At 67.2% G+C, this 23,946-nt stretch carries 23 protein-coding genes and 1 tRNA gene; 21 read left to right on the forward strand and 3 right to left on the reverse strand.

The genetic code is table 11. From position 1 onward, the window contains the following. The first annotated feature begins 1 nt into the window (after position 1). The 15 genes from QN350_RS05015 to QN350_RS05085 all read left to right on the forward strand — a co-directional run bounded on the left by QN350_RS05015 (position 2) and on the right by QN350_RS05085 (position 14,610). A tRNA-Val gene (locus tag QN350_RS05015) sits at positions 2-73 on the forward strand. A gap of 123 nt (positions 74-196) precedes the next feature. Continuing rightward, on the forward strand, positions 197-868 hold the full coding sequence (locus QN350_RS05020; protein WP_322140022.1) for a hypothetical protein: 672 nt from the start codon (positions 197-199) through the stop codon (positions 866-868). 93 nt (positions 869-961) lie between these two features. Beyond that, a complete protein-coding gene (thrS, locus tag QN350_RS05025) occupies positions 962-2,914 on the forward strand; it encodes a threonine--tRNA ligase (protein WP_322140021.1) in 1,953 nt (650 codons plus the stop codon). 1 nt (position 2,915) lies between these two features. Next, positions 2,916-3,470, forward strand: a complete 555-nt coding sequence (locus QN350_RS05030; protein ID WP_281535117.1) for an HIT family protein — start codon at positions 2,916-2,918, stop codon at positions 3,468-3,470. Positions 3,471-3,541: 71 nt separating this feature from the next. Further along, positions 3,542-4,444 carry a pyridoxal 5'-phosphate synthase lyase subunit PdxS gene (gene pdxS, locus QN350_RS05035; protein WP_281535116.1) on the forward strand — a complete coding sequence of 301 codons (903 nt, stop codon included), beginning with the start codon at positions 3,542-3,544 and terminating at the stop codon, positions 4,442-4,444. 9 nt (positions 4,445-4,453) lie between these two features. Then, positions 4,454-5,047, forward strand: a complete 594-nt coding sequence (gene pdxT, locus QN350_RS05040; protein ID WP_322140020.1) for a pyridoxal 5'-phosphate synthase glutaminase subunit PdxT — start codon at positions 4,454-4,456, stop codon at positions 5,045-5,047. A gap of 57 nt (positions 5,048-5,104) precedes the next feature. Then, entirely contained in the window at positions 5,105-5,641 is a 537-nt protein-coding gene (locus QN350_RS05045) for a DUF1697 domain-containing protein (RefSeq protein ID WP_322140019.1), read from the forward strand. A 177-nt stretch (positions 5,642-5,818) separates the two neighbouring features. After that, positions 5,819-6,583, forward strand: coding sequence for a YebC/PmpR family DNA-binding transcriptional regulator (locus QN350_RS05050; protein ID WP_134449445.1), 765 nt, complete (start codon positions 5,819-5,821; stop codon positions 6,581-6,583). A 12-nt stretch (positions 6,584-6,595) separates the two neighbouring features. Then, positions 6,596-7,195 (forward strand): crossover junction endodeoxyribonuclease RuvC, encoded by a 600-nt coding sequence (gene ruvC, locus QN350_RS05055; RefSeq protein WP_322140018.1) that lies wholly within the window; start codon positions 6,596-6,598, stop codon positions 7,193-7,195. After that, positions 7,192-7,821, forward strand: coding sequence for a Holliday junction branch migration protein RuvA (ruvA, locus tag QN350_RS05060; protein WP_281535113.1), 630 nt, complete (start codon positions 7,192-7,194; stop codon positions 7,819-7,821). Before ruvC ends, ruvA begins: the two co-directional genes overlap by 4 nt. A 41-nt stretch (positions 7,822-7,862) precedes the next feature. Next, entirely contained in the window at positions 7,863-8,888 is a 1,026-nt protein-coding gene (ruvB, locus tag QN350_RS05065) for a Holliday junction branch migration DNA helicase RuvB (protein ID WP_281536051.1), read from the forward strand. A 77-nt stretch (positions 8,889-8,965) separates the two neighbouring features. Beyond that, entirely contained in the window at positions 8,966-9,412 is a 447-nt protein-coding gene (gene yajC / locus QN350_RS05070) for a preprotein translocase subunit YajC (RefSeq protein WP_322140017.1), read from the forward strand. Between the two features lie 63 nt (positions 9,413-9,475). After that, positions 9,476-11,194, forward strand: coding sequence for a protein translocase subunit SecD (gene secD / locus QN350_RS05075; protein WP_322140016.1), 1,719 nt, complete (start codon positions 9,476-9,478; stop codon positions 11,192-11,194). Continuing rightward, the gene (secF, locus tag QN350_RS05080; protein ID WP_322140015.1) at positions 11,194-12,210 is read left to right on the forward strand and encodes a protein translocase subunit SecF; all 1,017 of its coding nucleotides are present in this window, start codon (positions 11,194-11,196) and stop codon (positions 12,208-12,210) included. Before secD ends, secF begins: the two co-directional genes overlap by 1 nt. 129 nt (positions 12,211-12,339) lie before the next feature. Further along, a complete protein-coding gene (locus tag QN350_RS05085; protein WP_134532002.1) occupies positions 12,340-14,610 on the forward strand; it encodes a RelA/SpoT family protein in 2,271 nt (756 codons plus the stop codon). Here QN350_RS05085 and QN350_RS05090 read toward each other — a convergent pair. The 3 genes from QN350_RS05090 to QN350_RS05100 all read right to left on the reverse strand — a co-directional run bounded on the left by QN350_RS05090 (position 14,597) and on the right by QN350_RS05100 (position 17,451). Then, positions 14,597-15,226, reverse strand: a complete 630-nt coding sequence (locus QN350_RS05090) for a type IV toxin-antitoxin system AbiEi family antitoxin (RefSeq protein ID WP_322140014.1) — start codon at positions 15,224-15,226, stop codon at positions 14,597-14,599. The genes QN350_RS05085 and QN350_RS05090 overlap by 14 nt on opposite strands. Positions 15,227-15,326: 100 nt before the next feature. Further along, a complete protein-coding gene (locus QN350_RS05095) occupies positions 15,327-16,559 on the reverse strand; it encodes a DUF349 domain-containing protein (RefSeq protein ID WP_322140013.1) in 1,233 nt (410 codons plus the stop codon). Positions 16,560-16,644: 85 nt separating this feature from the next. Beyond that, positions 16,645-17,451, reverse strand: coding sequence for a peptidylprolyl isomerase (locus QN350_RS05100; protein ID WP_322140012.1), 807 nt, complete (start codon positions 17,449-17,451; stop codon positions 16,645-16,647). Between the two features lie 110 nt (positions 17,452-17,561). Between QN350_RS05100 and QN350_RS05105 the strand changes: the two genes are divergently transcribed. From QN350_RS05105 to ruvX, 6 genes are all read left to right on the forward strand, one after another. Beyond that, positions 17,562-18,974, forward strand: a complete 1,413-nt coding sequence (locus tag QN350_RS05105) for a replication-associated recombination protein A (RefSeq protein WP_322140011.1) — start codon at positions 17,562-17,564, stop codon at positions 18,972-18,974. A gap of 233 nt (positions 18,975-19,207) precedes the next feature. Further along, the gene (gene rpsD, locus QN350_RS05110) at positions 19,208-19,837 is read left to right on the forward strand and encodes a 30S ribosomal protein S4 (RefSeq protein ID WP_134449457.1); all 630 of its coding nucleotides are present in this window, start codon (positions 19,208-19,210) and stop codon (positions 19,835-19,837) included. Positions 19,838-19,976: 139 nt separating this feature from the next. After that, the gene (locus tag QN350_RS05115) at positions 19,977-20,351 is read left to right on the forward strand and encodes a DUF948 domain-containing protein (protein WP_281535107.1); all 375 of its coding nucleotides are present in this window, start codon (positions 19,977-19,979) and stop codon (positions 20,349-20,351) included. Between the two features lie 112 nt (positions 20,352-20,463). Further along, positions 20,464-20,697, forward strand: a complete 234-nt coding sequence (locus QN350_RS05120) for a hypothetical protein (RefSeq protein ID WP_134531993.1) — start codon at positions 20,464-20,466, stop codon at positions 20,695-20,697. A gap of 60 nt (positions 20,698-20,757) precedes the next feature. Continuing rightward, positions 20,758-23,412, forward strand: a complete 2,655-nt coding sequence (gene alaS / locus QN350_RS05125; RefSeq protein WP_322140010.1) for an alanine--tRNA ligase — start codon at positions 20,758-20,760, stop codon at positions 23,410-23,412. Positions 23,413-23,415: 3 nt separating this feature from the next. Further along, the gene (ruvX, locus tag QN350_RS05130; protein ID WP_322140009.1) at positions 23,416-23,934 is read left to right on the forward strand and encodes a Holliday junction resolvase RuvX; all 519 of its coding nucleotides are present in this window, start codon (positions 23,416-23,418) and stop codon (positions 23,932-23,934) included. Positions 23,935-23,946: the final 12 nt, after the last annotated feature.

Here is a 23,946-nt window from a genome sequence, read left to right on the forward strand (position 1 = left end):
TGGGCGATTGGCGCAGCGGTAGCGCGCTTCCCTGACACGGAAGAGGTCACTGGTTCGATCCCAGTATCGCCCACAGATAAACCCCCGGCTCCGGCCGGGGGTTTTTTCGTTTAAGCAGGCACCGGGTTCAAGCGTCCACCGGACGGGGGATACCGGTCGGGCGCCGGGTGCAGCACTCTCGAAGGGGAGGTTCGCCATGAGTTCGCACACGCTGTCGCCCGGGATCCGGCCGCTCAGACGGGCGACGGATTTCCCGGCTGCCGTCACCCCGGACATCGCGGAGCTTCCGCGCGCCCAGGCCGCGCCCCGCCGCGGCGTACCCGCAAGCCGGTACCTGCCACCGCAGGACTGGGACCGCTTGCTCGTCGCGGATGCCGGGGGACTGCCGACCCTGTACCTCTCCGCCGATGCCGGGGCATTGTGGCTGACGGAGCCGAGCACAGGCCGGGTCGTCGCTCTCGGTAACCGTCACCTGCGCGGACTCGGCATCTGGAGCTTCTGGTTGCGTAATGTCGACCCGCGCACGATCGTCGCCCGGGAGGGCCTCCTCCAACCGGGAGCAGTCGTCGGCCTCGTCCGCGAGCAGGCGGGCCGTCCCGGCCCGCGTACGATCGCCGTGCACGCGGCCACCGGACGCCCGGTCGGTCACGTCAGCCCGAGGATCGCGGCCGGACTCGCCTCGCTCCTCGACGACGGAGCCGGACTGCTCGCCGTCACTCTCGCGGCCGACCCGCCCCTGGCTCCCGACCGGCCCGGCCTCGTCAAGGTGATCGCCTGCTCACCGGCTGTGATCGCGCATCTCTTCCGCCGGCTGCCTCAGGGTGCACCCGTGCCGCCCCGCGTGGGCGACACCGTCCTCGTGGCCTGAGCCGGGCATCCTCAGGAGCCTGCACGGGGAAACCCGGTCGCGACCGCGCCGCTAAAGTTGGAGGGGTTCGCACAATACTGAGGAGTACCACACGTGGCTGACGGCTTTGCGCTTTTCACCGACCGGTCCGTTGTCGCCATGCGCGTCAACGGTGAACTCAAGGATCTCGCCGCGACGCTGACTCCGACGGACGTCGTGGAACCCGTGACGATCTCGTCCCCGGACGGCCTCAACATCCTTCGGCACTCGGCGGCGCACGTACTCGCCCAGGCCGTGCAGAACGTCAACCCGGCGGCGCGCCTCGGGATCGGGCCGCCCGTGACGGACGGCTTCTATTACGACTTCGACGTCGAAGTGCCCTTCACTCCAGAGGACATCAAGGCCCTCGAGAAGGCGATGGACCGCATCATCCGCCAGGGCCAGCGTTTCGTCCGACGCGTCGTGACCGACGACGACGCCAGGGCCGAATTCGCCGCAGAACCGTACAAGCTCGAACTCATCGGACTCAAGGGCGGCGCGGTCGCGGCAACCGCGGACAACGAATCCGTCGAGGTCGGCGGGGCCGAGCTCACGATCTATGACAATGTCGACCCGAAGTCGGGCGAGACGGTCTGGAAAGACCTCTGCCGCGGCCCGCACCTGCCCAACACCCGCATGATCGGCAACGGCTACTCGCTGACCCGGCTTGCCGCCGCCTACTGGCGTGGTTCGGAGAAGAACCCTCAGCTGCAGCGCATCTACGGGACCGCCTGGCCGACCAAGGACGAGCTGCGGGCCTTCCAGGCCCGTCAGGAGGAGGCCGCCAAACGCGACCACCGCAAGCTCGGCCAGGAACTCGACCTGTTCTCGTTCCCGGAGGAAATCGGCTCCGGACTCGCGGTGTTCCACCCCAAGGGTGGGATCATCCGTGCGGAGATCGAGAACTACATGCGCGAGCAGCTGCTCGCGAACGGCTACGACCTCGTCAACACGCCGCACATCACCAAGGCGCACCTCTTCGAGACCAGTGGGCACCTGCAGTGGTACAAGGACGGCATGTTCCCCCCGATGCACCTCGACGAAGAGGTCGACGCTGAGGGGAACATCACCCGGCAGGGTCAGGACTACTACCTCAAGCCGATGAACTGCCCCATGCACAACCTGATCTTCAAGGCCAGGGGCCGCAGCTACCGGGAACTGCCGCTGCGCCTGGCCGAATTCGGCACGGTCTACCGTTACGAGAAGAGCGGAACGCTGTCCGGCCTCACCCGGGTGCGCGGGCTCACCCAGGACGACGCCCACATCTACGTCACAGCGAGCCAGGTGAAGACGGAGGTCGCCAGCCAGCTCGAGTTCGTCTTCGAGACGCTGCGCGGCTACGGGCTCACCGACTTCTACCTCGAACTCTCCACCAAGGACCCGGTGAAGTTCGTCGGCACCGACGAGCAGTGGGACGAGGCGACAGAGACCCTCCGGCAGGTCGCCGTCGAATCAGGGCTCGAACTCGTCAGCGACCCGGGCGGAGCGGCGTTCTACGGACCGAAGATCTCGGTGCAGGCGAGGGACGCGATCGGCAGGACCTGGCAGCTCTCCACGGTCCAGCTCGACTTCAACCAGCCGGAACTCTTCGACCTGGAATACACGGCCTCCGACGGAACCCGCCAGCAGCCCGTGATGATCCACCGTGCCCTGCTCGGCTCCATCGAACGCTTCTTCGCGATCCTGCTCGAGCACTATGCCGGAGCCTTCCCGGTCTGGCTGTCCCCGGTGCAGGTCGTCGGCATCCCCGTCGCCGAGGCCTATGAGGAGTACCTCGGCGACATCATCCGCCAGCTGAAGACACTCGGAGTGCGCGCCGAGCTCGACACCTCGAGTGACCGGATGCCGAAGAAGATCCGCACCCACACCAAGGCGAAGGTGCCGTTCCAGTTGATCGCCGGCGAGGACGACCGGGCTGCCGGATCGGTGAGCTTCCGCTTCCGCGACGGCACCCAGGAGAACGGCATCCCCGTCGCAGACGCGATCGCCCGTATCGTCGACGCGATCGCGACGAAGGCCCAGGTCTGAGATGGACGCCGGAGACGAGACGATCGAATCGTCCGGGGACTTCGCCGCCGTGCCGGATGCCTTCCAGCGGCTGTGGACACCGCACCGGATGGTCTACATCCAGGACGGCACCCAGCCGCACGCCGATGCCTGCCCGTTCTGCCTCGCCCCGGCGATGAGCGACGAAAAGGCGCTCATCGTCGCCCGCGGCGTCCACGCGTACGTGCTGCTCAACCTGTTCCCCTATAACAGCGGCCACCTGCTCGTCTGCCCGTACCGACACATTGCGACCTATGACGAAGCGACGCCAGAGGAGGTCGCCGAGATCGGTAGCCTGACCCAGGTGGCGATGAGGGTTCTCGCGGAGACCTCCAACTGCGACGGCTTCAACATCGGAATGAACCAGGGCCGGGTCGCCGGTGCCGGCATCGCTGAACACCTGCATCAGCACATCGTGCCCCGCTGGGCGACAGACTCGAACTTCTTCCCGATCATCGCAAGGACCAAGGCCATCCCGCAGCTGCTCGGCGACGTACGCCGGATGGTCGCGGATGGCTGGCCACACGACAAAAACTAGCGCCATACTCCCAGTCCGCGCAGCCCTCCGCTGCGGTATTTCACCAACTCGCAAGGAATAGAATTCACGTTATGACTGAAACCACATCCATCGAGCAGTTTGGATCGAGCCGCGTCAAGCGCGGACTCGCCGACATGATGAAGGGCGGCGTCATCATGGACGTCGTCACTGCAGCGCAGGCCCGCATTGCCGAAGATGCCGGAGCCGTCGCCGTCATGGCGCTCGAGCGCGTTCCCGCGGACATCCGCTCCCAGGGCGGCGTCGCGCGGATGAGCGACCCTGACCTGATCGACAGCATCATCGCCGAGGTCTCCATCCCCGTGATGGCGAAGGCCCGCATCGGTCACTTCGTCGAGGCGCAGGTGCTGCAGGCCCTCGGCGTCGACTACATCGACGAGTCCGAAGTTCTCAGCCCCGCCGACTACGTGAACCACATCGACAAGTGGAAGTTCGACGTGCCGTTCGTGTGCGGCGCTACCAACCTCGGTGAGGCGCTCCGTCGCATCAACGAGGGTGCTGCGATGATCCGGTCGAAGGGCGAGGCCGGCACCGGCGACGTCTCAGAAGCCATGAAGCACATCCGCACGATCAAGGGTGAGATCACCCGCCTGTCCTCGCTCAGCAAGGACGAGCTCTACGTCGCGGCCAAGGACCTGCAGGCCCCGTACGAGCTCGTCGTGGAGATCGCCGCGACCGGCAAGCTCCCCGTTGTCCTGTTCGTCGCCGGTGGCGTGGCCACCCCGGCCGATGCCGCCCTGATGATGCAGCTCGGTGCCGACGGCGTCTTCGTCGGCTCCGGCATCTTCAAGTCGGGCAACCCGCAGGCCCGCGCGAACGCGATCGTCAAGGCCGTCACGTTCTACGACGACCCCAGCGTCATCGCATCCGTCTCGCGCGGCCTCGGCGAGGCCATGGTCGGCATCAACGTCTCCGACCTCCCGGCACCGCACCGCCTCTCCGAGCGCGGCTGGTAGCTCGCACAGGTGACCGTTGGAGTACTCGCCCTCCAGGGCGACTTTCGCGAGCATGCGCAGGTACTGCGCACCCTCGGAGCGGATGTCGTCCTGGTGCGCCGCCCGGAAGAACTCGCCCGCGTCGACGGGCTCGTGATTCCGGGCGGCGAATCCAGTGTGATGGACAAGCTCGCCCGGGCCTTCGGCCTCGCAGATCCCTTGCGCGCGGCCGTCAGGGCCGGCCTTCCGGTCTACGGCACGTGCGCGGGACTGATCATGCTCGCGGACACCGTCGTCGACGGCATCCGCGGCCAGGAGAGCATCGGCGGCCTCGATATCAGCGTCCGACGCAATGCCTTCGGCTCGCAGACGCAGTCCTTCGAGACCGACCTCGACGTCCCGGTGCTCGGCGAGGCGCCGGTGCACGCCGTGTTCATCCGCGCGCCGGTCGTCGACACGGTCGGCCCGCGGGCGACGGCGCTGGCCAGGCTCGCCGACGGCCGGTGCGTCGCGGTCGAGCAGGGGCGCCTCCTCGGCACCTCATTCCACCCGGAGATCACGGGGGAGCACCGGTTCCACGAGTATTTCCTCGGCACGGTCTCGGCCGCCCGCTTCCTCGGCTGAACCGGCCGGGTTTCCCGCCTGCCGGCTGCGGGACTAGGGTTCTGGCATGAGTCAACGATGATGAGATACGTAGCCCTGCTCAGGGGAATCAATGTCAACGGCATAACCGTGGCCATGAATGATCTCGTGGCCACCTTCGAGGGCCTCGGCTACTCGGACGTCAAGACGGTGGTCGCGAGCGGCAACGTCGTCTTCACCGTCGACGAGGCGGCCGAGGCTTCGCCGGACGCGATCAAGAGCCGGATCGAGGCTGCGTTGTCGGAGCGCTTCGATTACGAGGCCTGGATCGTGCTGATCGACGAGGCAGAACTCGCCCGCGAGGTGCGGTCATACCCGTTCCCGGAGCGGGAGGGCTGGCACGCCTATGTCATGTTCGGCTCGGACCCCTCTCACCTCGCGGAGCTCGCCGGCCATTCCAGGGAACTCGACCAGGCGGACGAGCGGATCGAACTCGGCCACGGCGTCCTCTACTGGGAGGTCCGGCGTGCCGTCGGAATCAAGAGCGCCTTCAGCAAGAAGAGCGCCAAGGTGAAATACCGCGCTACGACGACGACCCGCAACCTGAACACCCTGCAGAAGATCATCACGCTCTGATCCTCCGGCTTCGTCAGGGGCGTCCGCCGCGCCTGCCGGACGGCTCCGGCGGGGCGGATCGGGCACCTCGGGTTAGACTGGCCAACAGCGCATTGGTGCGACGAATTCGCTTTTCTGCCACTGGCGGCAGACGGCCGGCACCACAATCAGACAGCCAAGCACGACAACGGGAGATTCATGTCCGGACATTCCAAGTGGGCGACTACCAAGCACCAGAAGGCGGTCACCGACTCACGGAGGGCCAAGGCCTTCGCCAAGCTGATCAAGAACATCGAGGTCGCCGCCCGGATGGGCGGCGCCGACCTGTCGGGTAACCCGACTCTCGTCGATGCGATCCAGAAGGCCAAGAAGACTTCGGTCCCCAACGAGAACATCGATCGTGCGGTCAAGCGCGGAGCCGGCCTCGCCGGCGTCGTCGTCGACTACACCACGATCATGTACGAGGGCTACGCCGCCAACGGCGTCGCCATCATGATCGAGTGCCTCACCGACAACAAGAACCGCGCGGCGGCAGAAGTCCGCACGACGGTCAGCCGCAACGGCGGCAACATGGCCGACCCGGGCAGTGTCGCATACAACTTCCATCGCAAGGGCATCGTCGTCGTCTCCAAGGCGAACGGCGTGACCGAAGACGACGTTCTCGGAGCGGTCCTCGACGCGGGTGCCGAAGAAGTCGTCGACGAGGGGGAGACCTTCGAGGTCTTCAGCGAGGTCCAGGACCTCGTGGCAACCCGTACGGCACTGCAGGCCGCCGGAATCGACTACAACTCGGCCGACATCGCCTTCGTCCCTCAGCTCACGATCGACGTCGACGCTGAAACCGCCCGCAAGGTGTTCAAGCTCATCGACGCCCTCGAGGAACTCGACGACGTGCAGAACATCTACAGCAACTATGCCGTGTCCGCCGCAGTCTCCGCGGAGCTCGAAGCCGAGAACGAGTAGTCGACAGTGGCCGTGCGGGTGCTCGGAATCGATCCCGGGCTCACCCGTTGCGGCGTCGGGGTCGTGGACGTCGCGCCGAACCGCACGGCGACACTCGTCGACGTCACGGTCCTGCGCAGTTCACCCGACCTCCCGCTCGAACAACGCCTGTTGCTGTTGAGCCGTGGACTCGAGGAGATGATGGACCGGCACAAGCCGGCCTTCGTCGCCATCGAGCGCGTCTTCGCCCAGCACAACGTGCGGACGGTGATGGGCACCGCCCAGATCAGCGGGGTCGCACTCCTGCTCGCCGCCCAGCGCGGCCTCACCGTCACCCTGCACACACCGAGCGAGGTCAAGGCCGCGATCACCGGTTACGGATCGGCGGACAAGGCCCAGGTCGGCGCCATGGTCGCCCGGGTCCTCGGCCTCAGCGAGGTGCCGAAACCTGCGGACGCCGCGGACGCGCTCGCACTGGCCATCTGCCACGCCTGGCGAACCGGGGCGTCAGGCGGGACTCTGCCGACGGCAGCCGGAGCGGTCGGGGGCGCACTCACCCCTGCCCAGGCGGCGTGGCGCGCCGCGGAGCGCGGCGCGGCGGCGTCGGTGGTGCCCCGTAGGCTTAAGCGATGATCTCTTCCGTACGTGGACTCGTCCTCTCCGCCGTCGGCTCGACGGCGGTGCTCGAGGTCGGGGGAGTCGGGCTCGCCGTTCAGGTGACGCCCACGACCGCCCTCGGCCTCCGGCACGGCACCGAGGCGCGCCTGTTGACCACCCTTCTGGTGAGGGAGGACTCGCTCACCCTCTATGGCTTCGCGACCGGTGACGAACTCGCCGTCTTCGAACTCCTCGTCGGTGTCACGGGAGTCGGCCCGAAGTCCGCACTCGGCGTGCTCGGCGTGCTCACGCCGAACCAGGTGGCCCAGGCCGTCGCCGGTGAAGACGACGCCGTGTTCCGCAAGGTCAGCGGCATCGGGCCGAAGACCGCGAAGCTCATCATCCTGTCGCTGGCAGGAAAGATCGTCGTCTCCGCCGTCGAAGGCGCGCCCCGCACGAAGCGTCCCGCCGCGGCGAGCCCCGCCGCGAGCGTCCAGGGCGCCCTGATCGGCCTCGGCTGGTCCGAACGGGTCGCGGAGGAGGCCGTGAGGGAGACCCTGGCCGAGGCCGCAGAACCCGACCTGATCGGTGTCGCCGCCCTGCTGCGGCTCGTGCTCGCCCGGCTCGGACCGGCGCACCAGGCTTCGGAGGACCGACAGTGAGCGCAGAACCGTTCGCAGGCACTCCTGACCCCGGCGTCGAACTGACGAGCCCGCTTCTCGAGGGTGAGGCCGAGCTCGCCTTCGAGGGCGCGCTCCGGCCGCGCAGCCTCAGGGAATTCGTCGGCCAGCAGAAGGTGCGCGGCCAGTTGCAGCTCATGCTCACCGCAGCAACGATGCAGAATCGTACGCCTGACCACATCCTGCTCGCCGGCCCTCCCGGCCTCGGCAAGACCACCCTCGCGATGATCATCGCCTACGAGGGCAACCGCCCGTTGCGGATGTCGAGCGGCCCCGCCATCCAGCACGCCGGAGACCTCGCTGCGGTGCTGTCCTCCCTCGTGCCGGGCGAGGTGCTCTTCATCGACGAGATCCACCGGATGGCGAGGTCCGCTGAGGAAATGCTCTACCTGGCCATGGAGGACTTCCGGATCGACATCATGGTCGGCAAGGGCGCCGGCGCCACCTCCGTGCCGCTCGACCTCGCGCCGTTCACCCTGGTCGGCGCGACGACCCGGTCCGGGATGCTCCCGAACCCGCTCCGCGACCGCTTCGGGTTCACGGCGCACCTCGAGTTCTATGCGAGCCAGGAGCTGGAACAGGTCCTGGCCCGTGCGGCGACCATGCTCGACCTCGACATCGACAGGGAGGCCATCGCCGAGATCGCCGGCCGCTGCCGGGGAACGCCCCGCATCGCGAACCGGCTCTTGCGCAGGGTGCGCGACTATGCCCTCGTCCACGGCGGTGCGGCGAACCTCGCGGCCGTCCACGCGGCCCTCGAGCTCTACGACGTCGACCCGATCGGCCTCGACCGGCTCGACCGCGAGGTCATGAACATCATCCTGACCCGTTTTGGGGGTGGGCCGGTCGGACTGAACACCCTCGCCGTCTCGGTGGGTGAGGAATCCGAGACCGTCGAGTCTGTCGTGGAGCCGTTCCTGGTACGGATAGGCTTCCTCACGCGCACCCCGCGCGGTCGCCTGGCCACCGCGGCCGCCTGGCGGCACTTCGGGCTCGCCGATCCGAACGACGTCGGCCGCCAACCCGCCCTTCCGCTTGATGACCTATAATTCGATGTGGTTCGCTCCGAGCCGCATGTACACCACGCTTCGGCCACCGCGCCGCAACTGAAAGGCTTTGCTGCACTATGGATCCGTTGACTCTCGTGATGCTCGCCGTATTGGCGCTGCTGGTGTTCTTTATGTTCCGCAACGGCCGCAAGCGCCAGAAGGAACAGGCATCGCTGCAGTCGCAGATGGTCGCGGGCGCGAACGTCATGACCAACTTCGGTATGTACGGAACCATTCTGTCGATCGACGAGGAAGCAAACAAGGTCGAGCTCGAGATTGCTCCCGGCACCGTCGTGCAGATGCACCGCCAGGCGATCTCCCGTGTCGTCGAGCCCGCCGTCACCGACGAGTCTGGCGACGAAGCGGACGCCGAACTCGAGTCCTCCCTGGATGACTCCCGTACGGCCCGGCTCAACGAAGACGACGCGATCGTCCTGGGCGAACCCGAGTTCGGCGAGCGTGTCGCCGACGAGGCGCCCGCAACCGATTCGACCAAGAGCGACCCCACCAAGGGCGACGCGTAACCAACCCTCGCCCGGCTCGCGTCCTCGTGGCGCCCGCACGCGTATAGAAAGCTGAGTTCCAAGGTGGCAAAGTCGACTCCGGCCAAGAAGGCCTGGCGTTCCCTGACGTGGCTGGGGGTGATCGTCATCGGCCTGATCGCAGTCAACCTCTTCGGTGTCCTCACCGCCGGAGGATCGTGGACGCCCAAGCTGGCTCTCGACCTCGAGGGTGGCACGCAGATCATCCTCGCGCCGAAGCTCGAGTCCGGTCAGTCCGTCTCCCAGGAGCAGCTGAACCAGGCGGTGTCGATCATCCGGCAGCGCATCGACTCCTCCGGTGTGTCCGAGGCGGAGATTAACACGAGCGGCCAGAACATCGTCGTGTCGATCCCGGGAATCCCCGACGACGCAACCATCAACCGGATCGAATCGTCCGCGAAGCTCGAGTTCCGTCCCGTCCTGGTCGCCGCAGCGCCCTCGACGGCCGCGGTCGGCGCCGACGGCACCGCAACGCCGACCCCGGCGGCGACGGTCGACCCGAGCCTGTCGAGCACGCCGACGGCCGTCCCCACCAACGGCAGCGACCTCAGCTGGGTCACCCCGGCGCTCCAGGCGAAGTACGACGCTTTCGATTGCTCGACCATCGACACCTCCAACGTCGCACCGGCCGACCAGCCGCTCGTGACCTGTGAGACAGACGGCTCCGTCAAGTACATTCTCGGCCCGGTGGAGGTCAGCGGCGAGAACGTCTCCGACGCCACCAACGGCCAGAAGACGACCCAGTCCGGTGCCACCACCGGCGAGTGGGTCGTCAACATCAAGTTCGACGAGCAGGGCACCAAGGACTTCGCAACGGTCAGCACCCGGCTGAGCGGGCTCACCGGCGTGCAGAACCAGTTCGCAATCGTGCTCGACGGCAAGGTTATCTCCGCACCGCGCACCCTCGCCGTGATCACGGACGGCAATGCCCAGATCAGCGGTAGTTTCGACCAGGCATCGTCGAAGGTGCTCGCGGACCAGCTGAAATTCGGCGCCCTGCCCCTGAGCTTCACCGTGCAGAGCCAGGACACCATCTCCGCGACCCTCGGTTCGACCCAGCTCGTGAGCGGCCTCATCGCCGGGCTGATCGGACTCATCCTGGTCGTGCTGTACTCGCTCCTGCAGTACCGGCTGCTCGGCTTCGTCACGGTCGCCTCCCTCGTCGTGGCGGCCGTCATCACCTACCTGCTGATCACGATCCTGTCCTGGCGTGAGGGCTACCGGCTCTCGCTCGCCGGCGTGGCGGGGTTGATCGTCGCCATCGGAATCACGGCGGACTCCTTCATCGTGTACTTCGAACGAGTGCGCGACGAGTTGCGCGACGGTCGCGGACTGGAATCGGCAGTGGAAGCGGGCTGGAAGCGTGCCATCCGCACGGTCCTCGCCTCGGACGCGGTCAACTTCCTCGCCGCGGGCGTGCTCTTCATCGTCGCCGTCGGAAACGTCAAGGGCTTCGCCCTGACGCTCGGCCTCACGACGATCGTCGACGTCGCGGTCGTGGCGCTCTTCACCCACCCGACGCTGCAGCTGCTCGCCCAGACCAGATTCTTCAGCGAGGGCCACCGCTTCAGCGGGCTGGACCCGAGAGCTCTCGGGGCCACCTACCGAGGCAGGGCGAAGTTCCGGCCCTCCGACGAGGTCGCTTCGGCCAAGTTGTCTTCCGCGAGTCGTGAGGCCGCCAAGCGGCAGACCATCGCCGAGCGCAAGGCATCAGAACTCGTCGGATCCTCCACGGATCGGTCGACCGACGGGAAGGATTCCTAATGGCCAGCTTCTCCCAGTTCGGCAACGACCTGCACACCGGCAAGCGCTCCTTCAACATCATCGGGCGTCGTAAGCTCTGGTATTCCCTCGCCGGTATCGCGATCCTGATCGCCCTCGTCGTACCCCAGCTTCGCGGCGGTTTCGTCTTCGGAATCGAATTCACCGGCGGCTCCGAATTCGTCGTGAGCGACGTCGCGAACCAGGACCAGTCCCTCGCCGTCAAGGCCGTGACGAGCATCGAGCCGTCCGCGGTTCCGAAGGTGTCGAACGTCAGCACCACCGGCGTCCGCATCCAGACGGACCAGCTGTCGAGCGACGCGACCCGGCAGATGCGCACAGCACTCGCCGACGCGTATGGCGTACCCGCCGAGCAGGTCACCGCATCGTTCATCGGCCCGTCGTGGGGCGCGGACATCACCGGCCAGGCCCTCAGGGGCCTCGGGATCTTCCTTGTGCTCGCCGCGATCGGGATGGCCCTGTACTTCCGCACCTGGAAGATGTCGCTCGCCGCGATGGTCGCGCTGCTGCACGACCTCATCATCACCGCCGGGTTCTACGGCATCACCGGGTTCGAGATCACACCGGCCGCCGTGATCGGGTTCCTGACGATTCTCGGCTACTCCCTCTACGACACCGTCGTGGTCTTCGACAAGATCCGCGAGAACACCCGCGAAGACGGCCCGGAGTCGCGCAGGACCTTCGCCGATTCGGTCAACCTCGCGGTGAACCAGACCCTGGTGCGCTCCATCAACACCTCCGTCGTCGCGATCCTCCCGGTCGGATCGATCCTCTTCATCGGGGCGTTCGTCCTCGGCGCCGGGACCCTGCGCGACATTTCGCTCGCCCTGCTGATCGGTATCGTGGCCGGCGCGTACTCGACCATCTTCATCGCCTCGCCGCTGTACGCCCAGCTCCGCACCAGGGAGCCCGCCGTGCGCAAGCGTGACAAGAAGGCGCTTGCTCTCCGCGCCAAGGCGTCCTCCGCGCCGAAGACGGACGTCCGCGTCACCGTCTAGCCCCGCCGAAATGCGGTCAACCGTGCCGCCCCACGGCGAAATACCCGGGTGCGGCACGGAACGGTCGAAAAAGGCGCGATAATTGCTGGATGCCCGGGATTGGCCGGGCGCTCGCGAACGAGGTGTGAGATGACGGAAACGACGACACCGCCACCGAACGCGCCGCTGCCGGCCGCTTCCCTCCGGCGACTCGTGCCGAGGATCTTCTCCCGCGCCCAGCCCGTCGGCGCCGTGGACACCCTCCTCCGGACTGTGCGGATGCACCACCCGAAGGTCGACCTGTCGATCATCGAACGCGCGTACACCGCCGCAGAACACGCCCACGAGGGCCAGGTGCGACGCAGCGGCGAACCGTACATCACGCATCCGGTGGCCGTCGCCCAGATTCTCGCCGATCTCGGCATCGGGCCGAAGACCGTCGCAGCCGCCCTCCTGCACGACACCGTCGAGGACACCGAATACACCCTCGATCAGCTGCGCGCGGACTTCGGCGACGAGATCGCCATGCTCGTCGACGGAGTGACCAAGCTCGACAAGGTCAAGTACGGCGACAGCACCCAGGCAGAGACCGTGCGCAAGATGATCGTCGCGATGTCCAAGGACATCCGGGTGCTGATCATCAAGCTCGCCGACCGCCTGCACAATGCGCGTACCTGGGGCTTCGTCCCCGCCGAGTCCGCAGTGCGCAAGGCGACGGAGACGCTCGAGATCTATGCGCCGCTCGCGCACCGCCTCGGGATCCAGACCATCAAGTGGGAGCTCGAGGACCTGTCCTTCGCGGTCCTGTACCCGAAGCTCTACGCCGAGATCGAAAGCCTCGTCAAGCAGCGCACCCCACAGCGCGAGGAATTCGTGCAGCACGTCATCGACGCGATCGTCGAGGACCTCAAGGCCGCACGCATCCGCGGTAAGGTGGCCGGTCGGCCCAAGCAGTACTACTCCATCTACCAGAAGATGGTCGTGCGGGGACGTGAGTTCGACGAGATCTACGACCTCGTCGGCATCCGCGTGCTCGTGAACTCGGTGCGCGACTGCTACGCCGTGCTCGGAGCGATCCACGCCCGCTGGACGCCGCTGCCCGGCCGGTTCAAGGACTACATCGCGACACCCAAGTTCAACCTCTACCAGTCCCTGCACACGACGGTGCTCGGCCCGAGCGGTCGCGCCGTCGAGATCCAGATCCGTACCCAGGAGATGCACCAGCGCGCCGAGTTCGGCGTCGCGTCGCACTGGAAGTACAAGGAACAGACCACGGGAAAGAGTTCCGGGCCCGGCCCGCAGAGCGACACGGACATGGCCTGGCTCGCGCACATCTCAGACTGGCAGGCAGAGACCGCGGACCCCGGCGAGTTCCTCGACTCCCTGCGCTACGAGATCGGCGCCAAGGAGGTCTACGTTTTCACTCCGAAGGGCCGGGTGATCGGCCTGCCGACGGGCGCGACCCCTGTCGACTTCGCCTACGCCGTGCACACGGAGGTCGGCCACCGCACCATGGGCGCGAAGGTCAACGGGCGACTGGTTCCGCTCGAGAGCCCGCTGGTCACGGGCGACGTCGTCGAGGTGTTCACCTCGAAGAACCCGGACTCCGGGCCGAGCAAGGACTGGCTCAACTTCGTCAAGAGCCCGAGGGCACGGAACAAGATCCGGCAGTGGTTCACCAAGGAACGTCGCGACGAGGCCATCGAACAGGGCAGGGACGCGATCGCCCGTGCGATGCGCAAGCAGAACCTTCCCCTCCAGAAACTGATGAACCAGGACTCCTTCGCCGAGGTTGCGGCGGTGATGAAGTACGAGGATGTCTCCGCGCTGTACGCCGCCGTCGGCGAGGGGCACATCAGCACGCAGTCTGTGCTGGAGAAGGTCGTCGCGACCCTGCAGAGCGTCGAGGAGAGCGATGCGACCGACCTGCCGTTCGCACCGAACGGACGCACGCAGACGCTGCGCAACAGCGACTCCGGGATCCTCGTCCGCGGCGCCCCGGACATCCTGGTCAAGCTCGCCCGCTGCTGTACTCCGGTTCCCGGCGACAAGGTCGTCGGTTTCATCACGCGCGGCGCCGGAGTGTCCGTGCACCAGGCATCCTGTCGCAACGTGCAGTCGCTGCTCAAGGAACCGGAGCGGATGATCGAGGTCGACTGGGCTCCGACGTCGAAGAGCCTGTTCCTGGTCCAGATCCAGATCGAGGCCCTCGACCGCTCCGGGCTGCTGTCGGATGTGACCAGGGTGCTCTCAGAGCACCACGTCAACATCCTCTCTGCGACGGTGCACACCTCGAGCGACCGGCTGGCGATCAGTCGTTTCGTCTTCGAGATGGGCGACACGACCCACCTCGACCGGGTGCTCAACGCCGTGCGTCGCATCGACGCCGTCTACGACGTCTACCGCGTCAACGACGGCTAGGGCCCGGCAGCCCAGGGCCAGGCACGCACCCCATGGCTGTTTCCGCGGCCTGGAGGTGGACGAGCGCCCTGTGGGTGTACGGCAGGCTGTCGACTGCACACGCGAGCCTTGCCGCCGAGGTGTCCGGGTGGCCGGCCAGGCGGAGCAGTGCCGCGATCAGCGGAGCCGGGGCAGGGAGCTCAGGGGGAGGCCAGCGCGCGAGGTCGAGTGCTGTGCGCAGCGGCCGGGTGACGAGAAGACCGCCCGCCCGGGCGCCGGCCCGGCTCACGGGGCGGGCACCGAGGCGGACGATGTGCTCTGGGTCACAGACGACCTCGCGCACGCCGAAGCGCGGTGACGGCGGGAAATAGGCCCGAGCTGTGATGGGCACGCAGAACTGGTGACGCTGCGGCTCGGGAGCGAGGCCATGGATCCACGCGGCGGTCAGCCGTTCCGCGATCGCCCGAACCGGGACAAGCCGGGCCAGGGACCGCGCCCGCTGGTCCCGGTCTTCCGCGACGTCCAGCGGGCTCCAGCAATCACCGACCCGGAACAGTTCGCCGTCCAGGCACAGGCTTGAGAGTTCGGCGATGGGGAGATCGCCGGGGGAGAGGACGTCGGGGAGCCGGTCGGACACCTGGACAGGATGCGCCTGGAGGAAACACGGAAGCGACGGGGCGCCGTGATCTGTGGACAGATACCGAGCCCCGTCGCCTGTGGACGGACTGTATGGTCGGCTACTGGCCGATGGCCTTCAGCCATGCCTTGCGGGCCTCGAGCGCTTCGCGGGCGTCCTTGATCGCGCGGGCGTCCGTTCCTGCCTCGGCGGTCGCGAGTTCGGCCTCGAGCTTGGCGATCGCGTCGTGCAGCTGGCCGGCGAGGCCCTCCGTACGAGCCTTGGTCTCCGGGTTGTTGCGTACCCAGTGATCGTCGTCGAGCTTGCGGACGGCGGCTTCGACCTTGCGCATGCGATCTTCGACGAGCTTGACGGAGTCGCGCGGAACCTTGCCGATCGCGTCCCAGCGGCGCTGCACGGAGCTGAGGGTCGTGCGAGCCTTGGTGCGGTCGGTCTCGGTGAGGAGGGTTTCGGCTTCAGTGAGGAGCGCGAGCTTCTCGACGAGGTTCCCGGCGAATTCCTCGTCGTCCTGGGCGTCGATCTCCGACTTCACGGAATAGAGCACGTCGCCCGCCGCCTTGAACTTCGCCCACATGGCGTCGTCCTGCTTCTTGCCGCTGCGGCCTGCGAGCTTCCACTCGTCGAGCAGCGTGCGGTAGGCGGGGATCCCGTCCGCGCCCTTCGGCGCAAGCGCTTCCGCCTGCTCGATGAGCTGCTGCTTGCGGTTGCGAACGTCCTTGTGGGCCGTGTCGAGCTCGGCGAAGAACGCCTTGCGGTTCTGCTCGATGGTCGTGCGTGCCGCGCGGAAACGCTTCCAGAGCTCGTTGGCCTCACCCTTGGGGATGCGGGGGGCATCGTGCTGGTGTGCCTGCCACTTGGCGAACAGGGCGTCGAGGGCGGCGCTCGTCTGCTTCCACTGCGTCTTGGCGGGGTCTTCCGCTGCGAGCGCCTCGGCCTCCTCGACGATCGCGGCGCGTTCGGCGACGGCGGCGACGGCGGCGGCCTTGGATTCGGCACCCTGCTGCTCCGTGAGTTCGCTGACGGCGCCGCCGAGGGCGCCGAGACGCTCAACGAGGGCGGCGAGGTTACCGACGGCGTTGGCCGTCGCAACGGTCTTCGCGAGGTGCGAAACCGATTTTGCGATGTCCGCAGCCGGAGCGCCGCCCTTGGCGCGCTGCTCGAGAAGGGTGACCTGTCCGTTGAGTTCGACGTACTTGCGCTCGAAGTAGGCCAGGGCTTCCTCCGGCGTCGCGTCAGGATACTGGCCGACCGCGCGTTCGCCCGACGCTTCGCGCACGAAAACCGTGCCGGATTCGTCTACGCGACCCCATGGTTGCTGATCTGTCGTAGTCAAGAGTCTCACCTTAGATGTCGATGTGTGTGTGCCCACACTGGGCCAATACCCGGTCAAGCCTATTGCAAGGCCCGGACGGCTGGAACTACTGCACGCTGAAGGCGCTGATTAAGGTCGTGACCTTGGGGGTGCCGTCCGTCGAACCGTCGGCGACTCCGGCATCCGTGATCTGGGCCTTCACCTGGTCGAGCCCGCTCGTGACATGGCCGATCACGGTGTAGCCGCCCGCGGCATCGGCAGGGATGGTCGAATCCTGATAGAGGATGAAGAACTGGCTGCCCTGGCTGAACCCGTTGGCGCTCTGCCGCGCCATCGCGATCGTTCCGGCCGGGTAGACGTTGTCGGCAGGCGCGTTCTCGACGGGGCCGTAGCTGTAGCCCGGGCCGCCGGAGCCGTCGCCCTTCGGGTCTCCGCACTGGAGAACGAAGATGCCAGAGGTGGTCAGCCGGTGGCAGGTCAGGTCGGAGTAGAAGTCGGCCTGCACCAGGCTGATCGTGGACGAGACCGCCTGCGGGGCCGCTGCGCCGTCGAGTGTGATTCCGAGGTCGATGCCGTTGAGGCCGAGGGTTCCCGTCCAGGTGCGACCCTGGGCGAGCGTGCTCGGTGGGACGGTTCCGGTGTTCGCGCCGGCGGCCGGGGTGGCCGTCGGTGTGGCGGCGGGCGTTGCGGTTGCGGAGGAGCTCGGCGCCGGGGTGCCCGGACCGCCGTTGAAGAAGTAGACCTGGGCGACGACGGCGAGCACGGCGACGACGACGACGGCGATGCCTGCCACGACGTTGTCCCTGCGGCGGCGAGACTGCTGGTGTTCGTGCACAGCCCGACGTGCCTGGTACCCGCGAACCCGGATGCGGGCCTCGCGCTCGTCGCGATCCTGCTTCTTGTTCGCTGCCACGGCTGTCCTCCAGGAATTCACGCGGACTTGTTCCGCAACCAGCTTGAACTCTACAACGCGAGCACTGCCGCCCGAACGCCGGTGTCAGCGGTGCGAACTACGCTGGAGGGATGGTCGATGGACAGCCCGGACTGCGCAGCGGCGCAACTCCCCTCGCGGTACGGATGCGCCCGACGACGCTCGCTGAAGTTGCAGGCCAACGGCACCTCCTCACCCCTGGTTCCCCCCTGGTCAGCCTCGCGAGCGACAAGTCTGGGGAGCGCGGTGCGGTTTCGGTGATTCTCTGGGGTCCGCCCGGCACCGGAAAGACCACCCTGGCCCAGGCGATCGCGCACAGCTCCGGCCGCCGCTTCGTCGAACTCTCCGCGGTCTCCGCCGGCGTGCGCGACGTGCGGCAGGTCATGGAGGAGGCGCGCACGAGCCGCGACCTCTACGGACTGTCGACCGTGCTCTTCCTCGACGAGATCCACCGATTCAGCAAGGCCCAACAGGACGCGTTGCTGCCCGGCGTCGAAAACGGGGTCATCATCCTCGTCGCCGCAACGACCGAGAACCCTTCCTTCTCCGTGATCGCACCCCTCCTTTCCCGGTCCCTCCTCCTCACCCTCGAGACGCTCAGCGACGAAGACCTCGGGGTCGTGATCGACAGGGCAGTGACGGATGCCCGGGGTCTCGCCGATCGCTTCGTGCTCGAACCCGACGCCCGCGCCACGATCATCAGGCTCGCCTCTGGCGACGCCCGCCGTGCCCTCACGGCGCTCGAGGCGGCATCCGTCTCTGCTGCTTCAGGGGCTGCTGCTTCAGCGGCTGCCGCTTCAGGGGCTGCCGATTCAGGGGCTGAGGCATCGAGCGCGGGGGACGATGCCGCGCGCGAGCCCGATGCCCGCCCGGTCATCACGAGCGACACGGTCGCCCTCGCCGTCGACAGGGCCCTCCTGCGCTACGACCGCAACGGCGACGAGCACTACGACGTGATCAGCGCCTTCATCAAGTCGGTACGCGGCTCGGACGTCGATGCGTCCCTGCACTACCTTGCGAGGATGATCGAGGCCGGCGAAGACCCGCGGTTCATCGCGCGCCGCATCATCGTCCTGGCCTCGGAAGACATCGGTATGGCAGACCCCCAGTCCCTCGTGATCGCCGTGGCGGCCGCTGACGCCGTGCAGCTGATCGGGATGCCGGAAGGGCGGATCCCACTCGCCCAGGCGGTTGTGCACCTCGCGACCGCACCCAAGTCCAACGCCGCATATATGGCGCTCGATGCGGCCATCGCTGATGTCCGCGCGGGCAAGACCGGCCGGGTGCCGAAGCACCTGCGCGACGCCCACTATGCGGGCGCGAAACGACTCGGGCACGGCAAGGGCTACCGCTACCCGCACGACGACACCCTCGGCGTCGTGCAGCAGCAGTATCCGCCGGACGAGCTCAAGGCCGTTCGCTACTACGAACCCACAGAACACGGCAACGAACGAGAAGTGTCGGCACGCCTCGTCAAGCTGCGCCGGATCATCCGCGGTGAGTGACTGCGGGCCCCCGCACCAGGTCCAGCGCGGGCACGGCCGCTCGAGTTCGGTGTGGTAATCTGTTGAGGCCTACGACTGGCATCGGCATGCGGCTGCGTCCGATTCCAGGTTGGAGTGGGAGCCCTGTAGCCGGGCGCCCCGTGGCACACCCCTCTGATCTCCCATGACGCCGGCGCACGCGCGGACGCCCTGGATTCCACTTTTTCTGTTGCTCGTTCCATTGAAAGGACACCGTGTCTACCAAGTCACGTACCCGCAGTAAGACCCGCCTCTCGCGGGCCCTGGGCATCGCCCTGACCCCGAAGGCCGCCCGCTACCTCGAGAAGCGTCCGTACGCTCCGGGCGAGCACGGCCGCACCAAGCGCAAGACCGATTCCGACTATGCCGTGCGTCTCCGCGAAAAGCAGCGCTTAAGGGCCCAGTACGGCATCCGCGAAGCCCAGCTCAAGATCGCATTCGAAGAGGCCCGTCGCGCCCAGGGCCTGACCGGTGAAAACCTCGTCGAGATCCTCGAGACCCGTCTTGACGCCCTTCTCGTTCGCGCGGCAATCGCCCGCACGACCGCGCAGGCCCGCCAGATGGTCGTGCACCGTCACATCCTCGTCGACGGCCAGCTCGTCGACCGCCCCTCCTTCCGCGTGAAGCCGGGCCAGCTCATCCACGTCAAGGCGCGCAGCGAGGGCATGGAGCCGTTCCAGGTCGCCGCTGCCGGCGGACACGTCGACGTGCTCCCGAAGCTCCCGCCGTACCTCGAGGTCGAGATCGACAAGCTGCAGGCCCGCCTCGTGCGTCGCCCGAAGCGCATCGAAATCCCCGTGACGTGTGAAGTCCAGCTCGTCGTCGAGTACTACGCAGCCCGCTAAGTTCCCCTGCCCGTCGTCTGGCGGCATCTGAACTACGCTGGAGAGCGGATCACCCCAAGGGGTGGTCCGCTTCGTGCGTTAACCGGTGTTGAACGCCGGGTGCCAATGCATGCCCCTCTCGGAATGGATGGAGTCACCAGTGTCAGGTGGAGATATCGCGGGCCTCGCCGCCGCCGTCGTGTTTGCCGTTCTCGTCGGGCTCCTCGCCGTCCCGCTGCTCAAGCTCGGCCGGGTGTTCGACGAGACGACCCTGGCCATCCATGAGCTGAGCGAAAACGTCACACCGCTTCTCTCTGAAACCACGACGACCCTGCAGGAAACCAACAAACAGCTGGCCAGGGTCGACACGATCACCGGAAACGTCGCGGATGTGACGGGTAATGTCTCGGCACTCGTCGCACTGTTCGCCGCGACCGTCGGCGGACCGCTCATCAAACTCGCAGGCTTCTCCGCCGCCGTCAGGGCGGGTTTCCGCGCCGCATCCCCGACGCGCGCAGGCCGTCGGCGCGGGTAGTCGGCTACGCTGGAAAGAGGCTGGTCGAGTCCGGGATACGCCGGCCGCACCACACGCGCGGCCATCGCGCATTTCTTATCAGGGTCTCCACACCGTTCAGGGAGCATTTGTCATGAAGAATTTCATCTGGTTGGTCATCGGGGTCGGCGTCGGATTCTTGATCGCGCATGAAGCCAACAACACTCGTCAGGGCAAGTTGTTCTTCAGTGACCTCGACACGAAGGCCCGCGAGTTCGGCGAAGCCATCTCCGACGGTTACCGCAAGCGCGAGGCCGAGCTTCGTGACGCCCTCGGCGACGTCGCCGACGCCGGAACGGACGCACTCGGCGGAACGACCCGCCCCTGAGCATCCGCTCGACCCCCGCAACTTTTTCGCCTATTCATTCTTCAACGAACTACGGAACCCATGCAGACTGCTGAAATTCGCGGGCGCTGGCTCGACTTCTTTGCCGACCGCGGACACACCGTCGTACCGTCGGCGTCGCTCGTCAGCGACGACCCCACCCTGTTGTTCACCGTCGCCGGGATGGTGCCCTTCGTGCCCTATCTCACCGGCCTCGTCCCCGCGCCGTATCCCCGGGCCACGAGCGTGCAGAAATGCATCAGGACCAACGACATCGAAGAAGTGGGCAAGACGCCGCGCCACGGCACGTTCTTCCAGATGAACGGAAACTTCTCCTTCGGGGACTACTTCAAGGAACAGGCCATCGGCTACGCCTGGGAGCTCCTGACGACGTCGGAGGCCGACGGCGGCTACGGATTCCAGGAGAAGGACCTCTGGGTCACCGTCTACCAGGACGACGACGAGGCGTTCCGCTACTGGCGCGCACTCGGCCTCCCTGAAGACCGTATCCAGCGCCTCGGAATGGACAGCAACTACTGGTCGACCGGCCAGCCGGGACCCGCTGGCCCCTGCTCCGAGATCTTCTTCGACCGCGGCCCCGCCTACGGAGCCGACGGCGGGCCCGCAACGGACGACGACCGATACGTCGAAATCTGGAACCTCGTCTTCATGCAGTACCTGAGGGGCGAGGGCACCGGCAAGAACGACTTCGTCATCCTCGGCGACCTGCCGAAGAAGAACATCGACACGGGCATGGGTCTCGAACGCGTCGCCTTCCTCAAGCAGGGCGTCGAGAACATGTACGAGATCGACCAGGTCCGCCCGGTCCTCGACCGCGCGGCCGCGCTCTCCGGACGCCGCTACGGCGCCGTCCACGACGACGACGTGCGGATGCGCATCGTCGCAGACCACGTGCGTTCCTCCCTCATGCTGATGAGCGATGGCGTGACGCCGTCCAACGAGGGTCGCGGCTACATCCTCCGTCGCCTGATGCGCCGCAGCGTGCGCGCCATGCGCCTGCTCGGCGTGGACGTGGCGACCTTCCCCGAACTGTTCCCCGCCGCGCGGGACGCCATGATGAGCGCATACCCCGAGGTTCACGGCGACTACGCCAGGATCAGCCAGGGCGCATACGCGGAGGAGGAGACCTTCCTCCGCACCCTCGCGAGCGGCAGCACCGTGCTCGACGTCGCGGTCGCGAAGACGATCAAGGCGCAGAAGACGGAACTGCCGGGGGACACCGCGTTCCTGCTGCACGACACCTACGGATTCCCGATCGAGATCACCCTCGAGATGGCGGAGGAAGCCGGGCTCAGCGTCAACAGGTCCGCATTCGACGCACTGATGGCCAGGCAACGCTCGCTGGCAAAGGCCGACGCGAAAGCCAAGAAGACCCACCTCGCCGACCTCTCCGTCTACAGCGCCTTCCGTGCCACCGGCGAGACCGTGTTCACCGGATACGAGGAACTGCAGACCGAATCCAGCGTGCTCGGAATCATCGTCGACGGCGCGTCCGTCACGAAGGCGGTCGCCGGCGACATCGCCGAAGTGATCCTCGGCGAGACCGCGCTCTACGCGGAGTCCGGCGGCCAGGAAGCCGATGCCGGAATCATCGTCGGTCGCGGCTACGAGCTCGAGGTCCTCGACGTCCAGAAGCCCGTCAAGGGCCTGATCAGTCACAAGGTGCACGTCACGAGCGGGGAGGTCGGTGTCGGAGACCCCGCGACAAGCGTCGTCGACCCTGACTGGCGCCGCGGCGCCCGCCAGGCCCATTCCGGAACCCACGTGCTGCACGCAGCACTCCGCCAGGTCCTCGGCCCGAATGCGCACCAGTCCGGCTCGTACAACAAGGCCGGCTTCTTCCGACTGGACTTCTCCTGGAACCAGGCGCTCTCGGCCGCGACCCGCAGCGAGATCGAGGAGATCTCCAACAACGCGATCCGCGACAACCTGCCCGTCATCACCCGTGAGCTTCCCCTCGCAGAAGCGAAGGCCCTCGGGGCCATGGCGCTCTTCAGCGAGAAGTATGGCGACAGGGTCCGCGTCGTCGACATCGGCGGACCCTGGTCCAGGGAACTCTGCGCGGGCACCCACGTCGGTTCGAGCGCCGAGATCGGAATGATCAATCTCGTCAGCGAGGCCTCCGTCGGGTCCACGAACCGCCGCGTCGAGTCCCTCGTGGGCCTCGAGGCCTTCCGCGACCTCGCGGCGGAGCGGGCGATCGTCTCCCAGCTGACCGCCAACCTCAAGACGCCGAAGGAACAGTTGCCCGAACGCATCGGTGAGCTGCTCACGAGCCTCAAGGCCGCGGAGAAGAAGATCGCGGCCTTCGAGGCGAAGGCACTCACGGAACGTGTCCCCGCGCTCGTCGCGACAGCCCAGCGCGCAGGCGCGGTACGCCTCGTCGCCGAGAACCTCGGCACCCTGCACTCTCCCGATGAGGTGCGGATGCTGGTCACGGCCACCCGGGCGCAACTCGGCTCCGACCCCGCGGTGGTCGCACTCGCCGCCGTGGTCGACGACAAACCCGTGATCATCGTGGCGACCAACGCGGCAGCACGGGATTCCGGCCAGCGCGCCGGCGCCCTCGCGAAGCTTGTCGCGGGAATCCTCGGCGGCGGCGGCGGTGGCAAGGACGACCTCGCCCAGGGCGGCGGAACCGACGTCGACAAGATCGCGGGCGCCCTCGTGGCCGTCCGCACCACGATCGCGGGCTGAAGAATGCGGCATGGCGTGCGGGTCGGAGTCGACGTCGGCAAGGCCAGGATCGGCCTTGCGATGAGTGACCCGCACGGCATGCTGGCGACCCCCGTCGAGACCGTGCCCCGGGACGGGAACGGAGTCGCCGACATCGCGCGCATCGGTGCGGTCGTCCGGGACCTCGGCGCCATGGAGGTCATCGTCGGCCTGCCCCTCGCCCTCTCCGGAAACCACACCGCGTCGACGAATGACGCCGTCGGCTTCGCGGAGGTGCTCGCCCTGGCCGTTCCCGTCCCCGTGCGCCTCGTCGACGAACGGCTCTCGACCGTCGCGGCCCAGGGCGTCCTCCGCACCGCCGGCCGCAAGACAAAAACGCAGCGCCCCGTGATCGATCAGGTCGCAGCGACCATCATCCTGCAGCACGCTCTCGACACGGAACGCGCCCTCGGGCGTCCGCCCGGTTCGGCCGTCGTGCCAACCGTCGTGCCGGCCGTTCCCCCCGTTACCACGTCGCCCGCCGCCCCGACCGAAGGGTCCTGATCGTGTCCCACC

This window comes from Cryobacterium sp. 10I5, from assembly GCF_035019865.1.
In the GTDB taxonomy this organism is placed as follows: Bacteria; Actinomycetota; Actinomycetes; order Actinomycetales; family Microbacteriaceae; genus Cryobacterium; species Cryobacterium breve_A.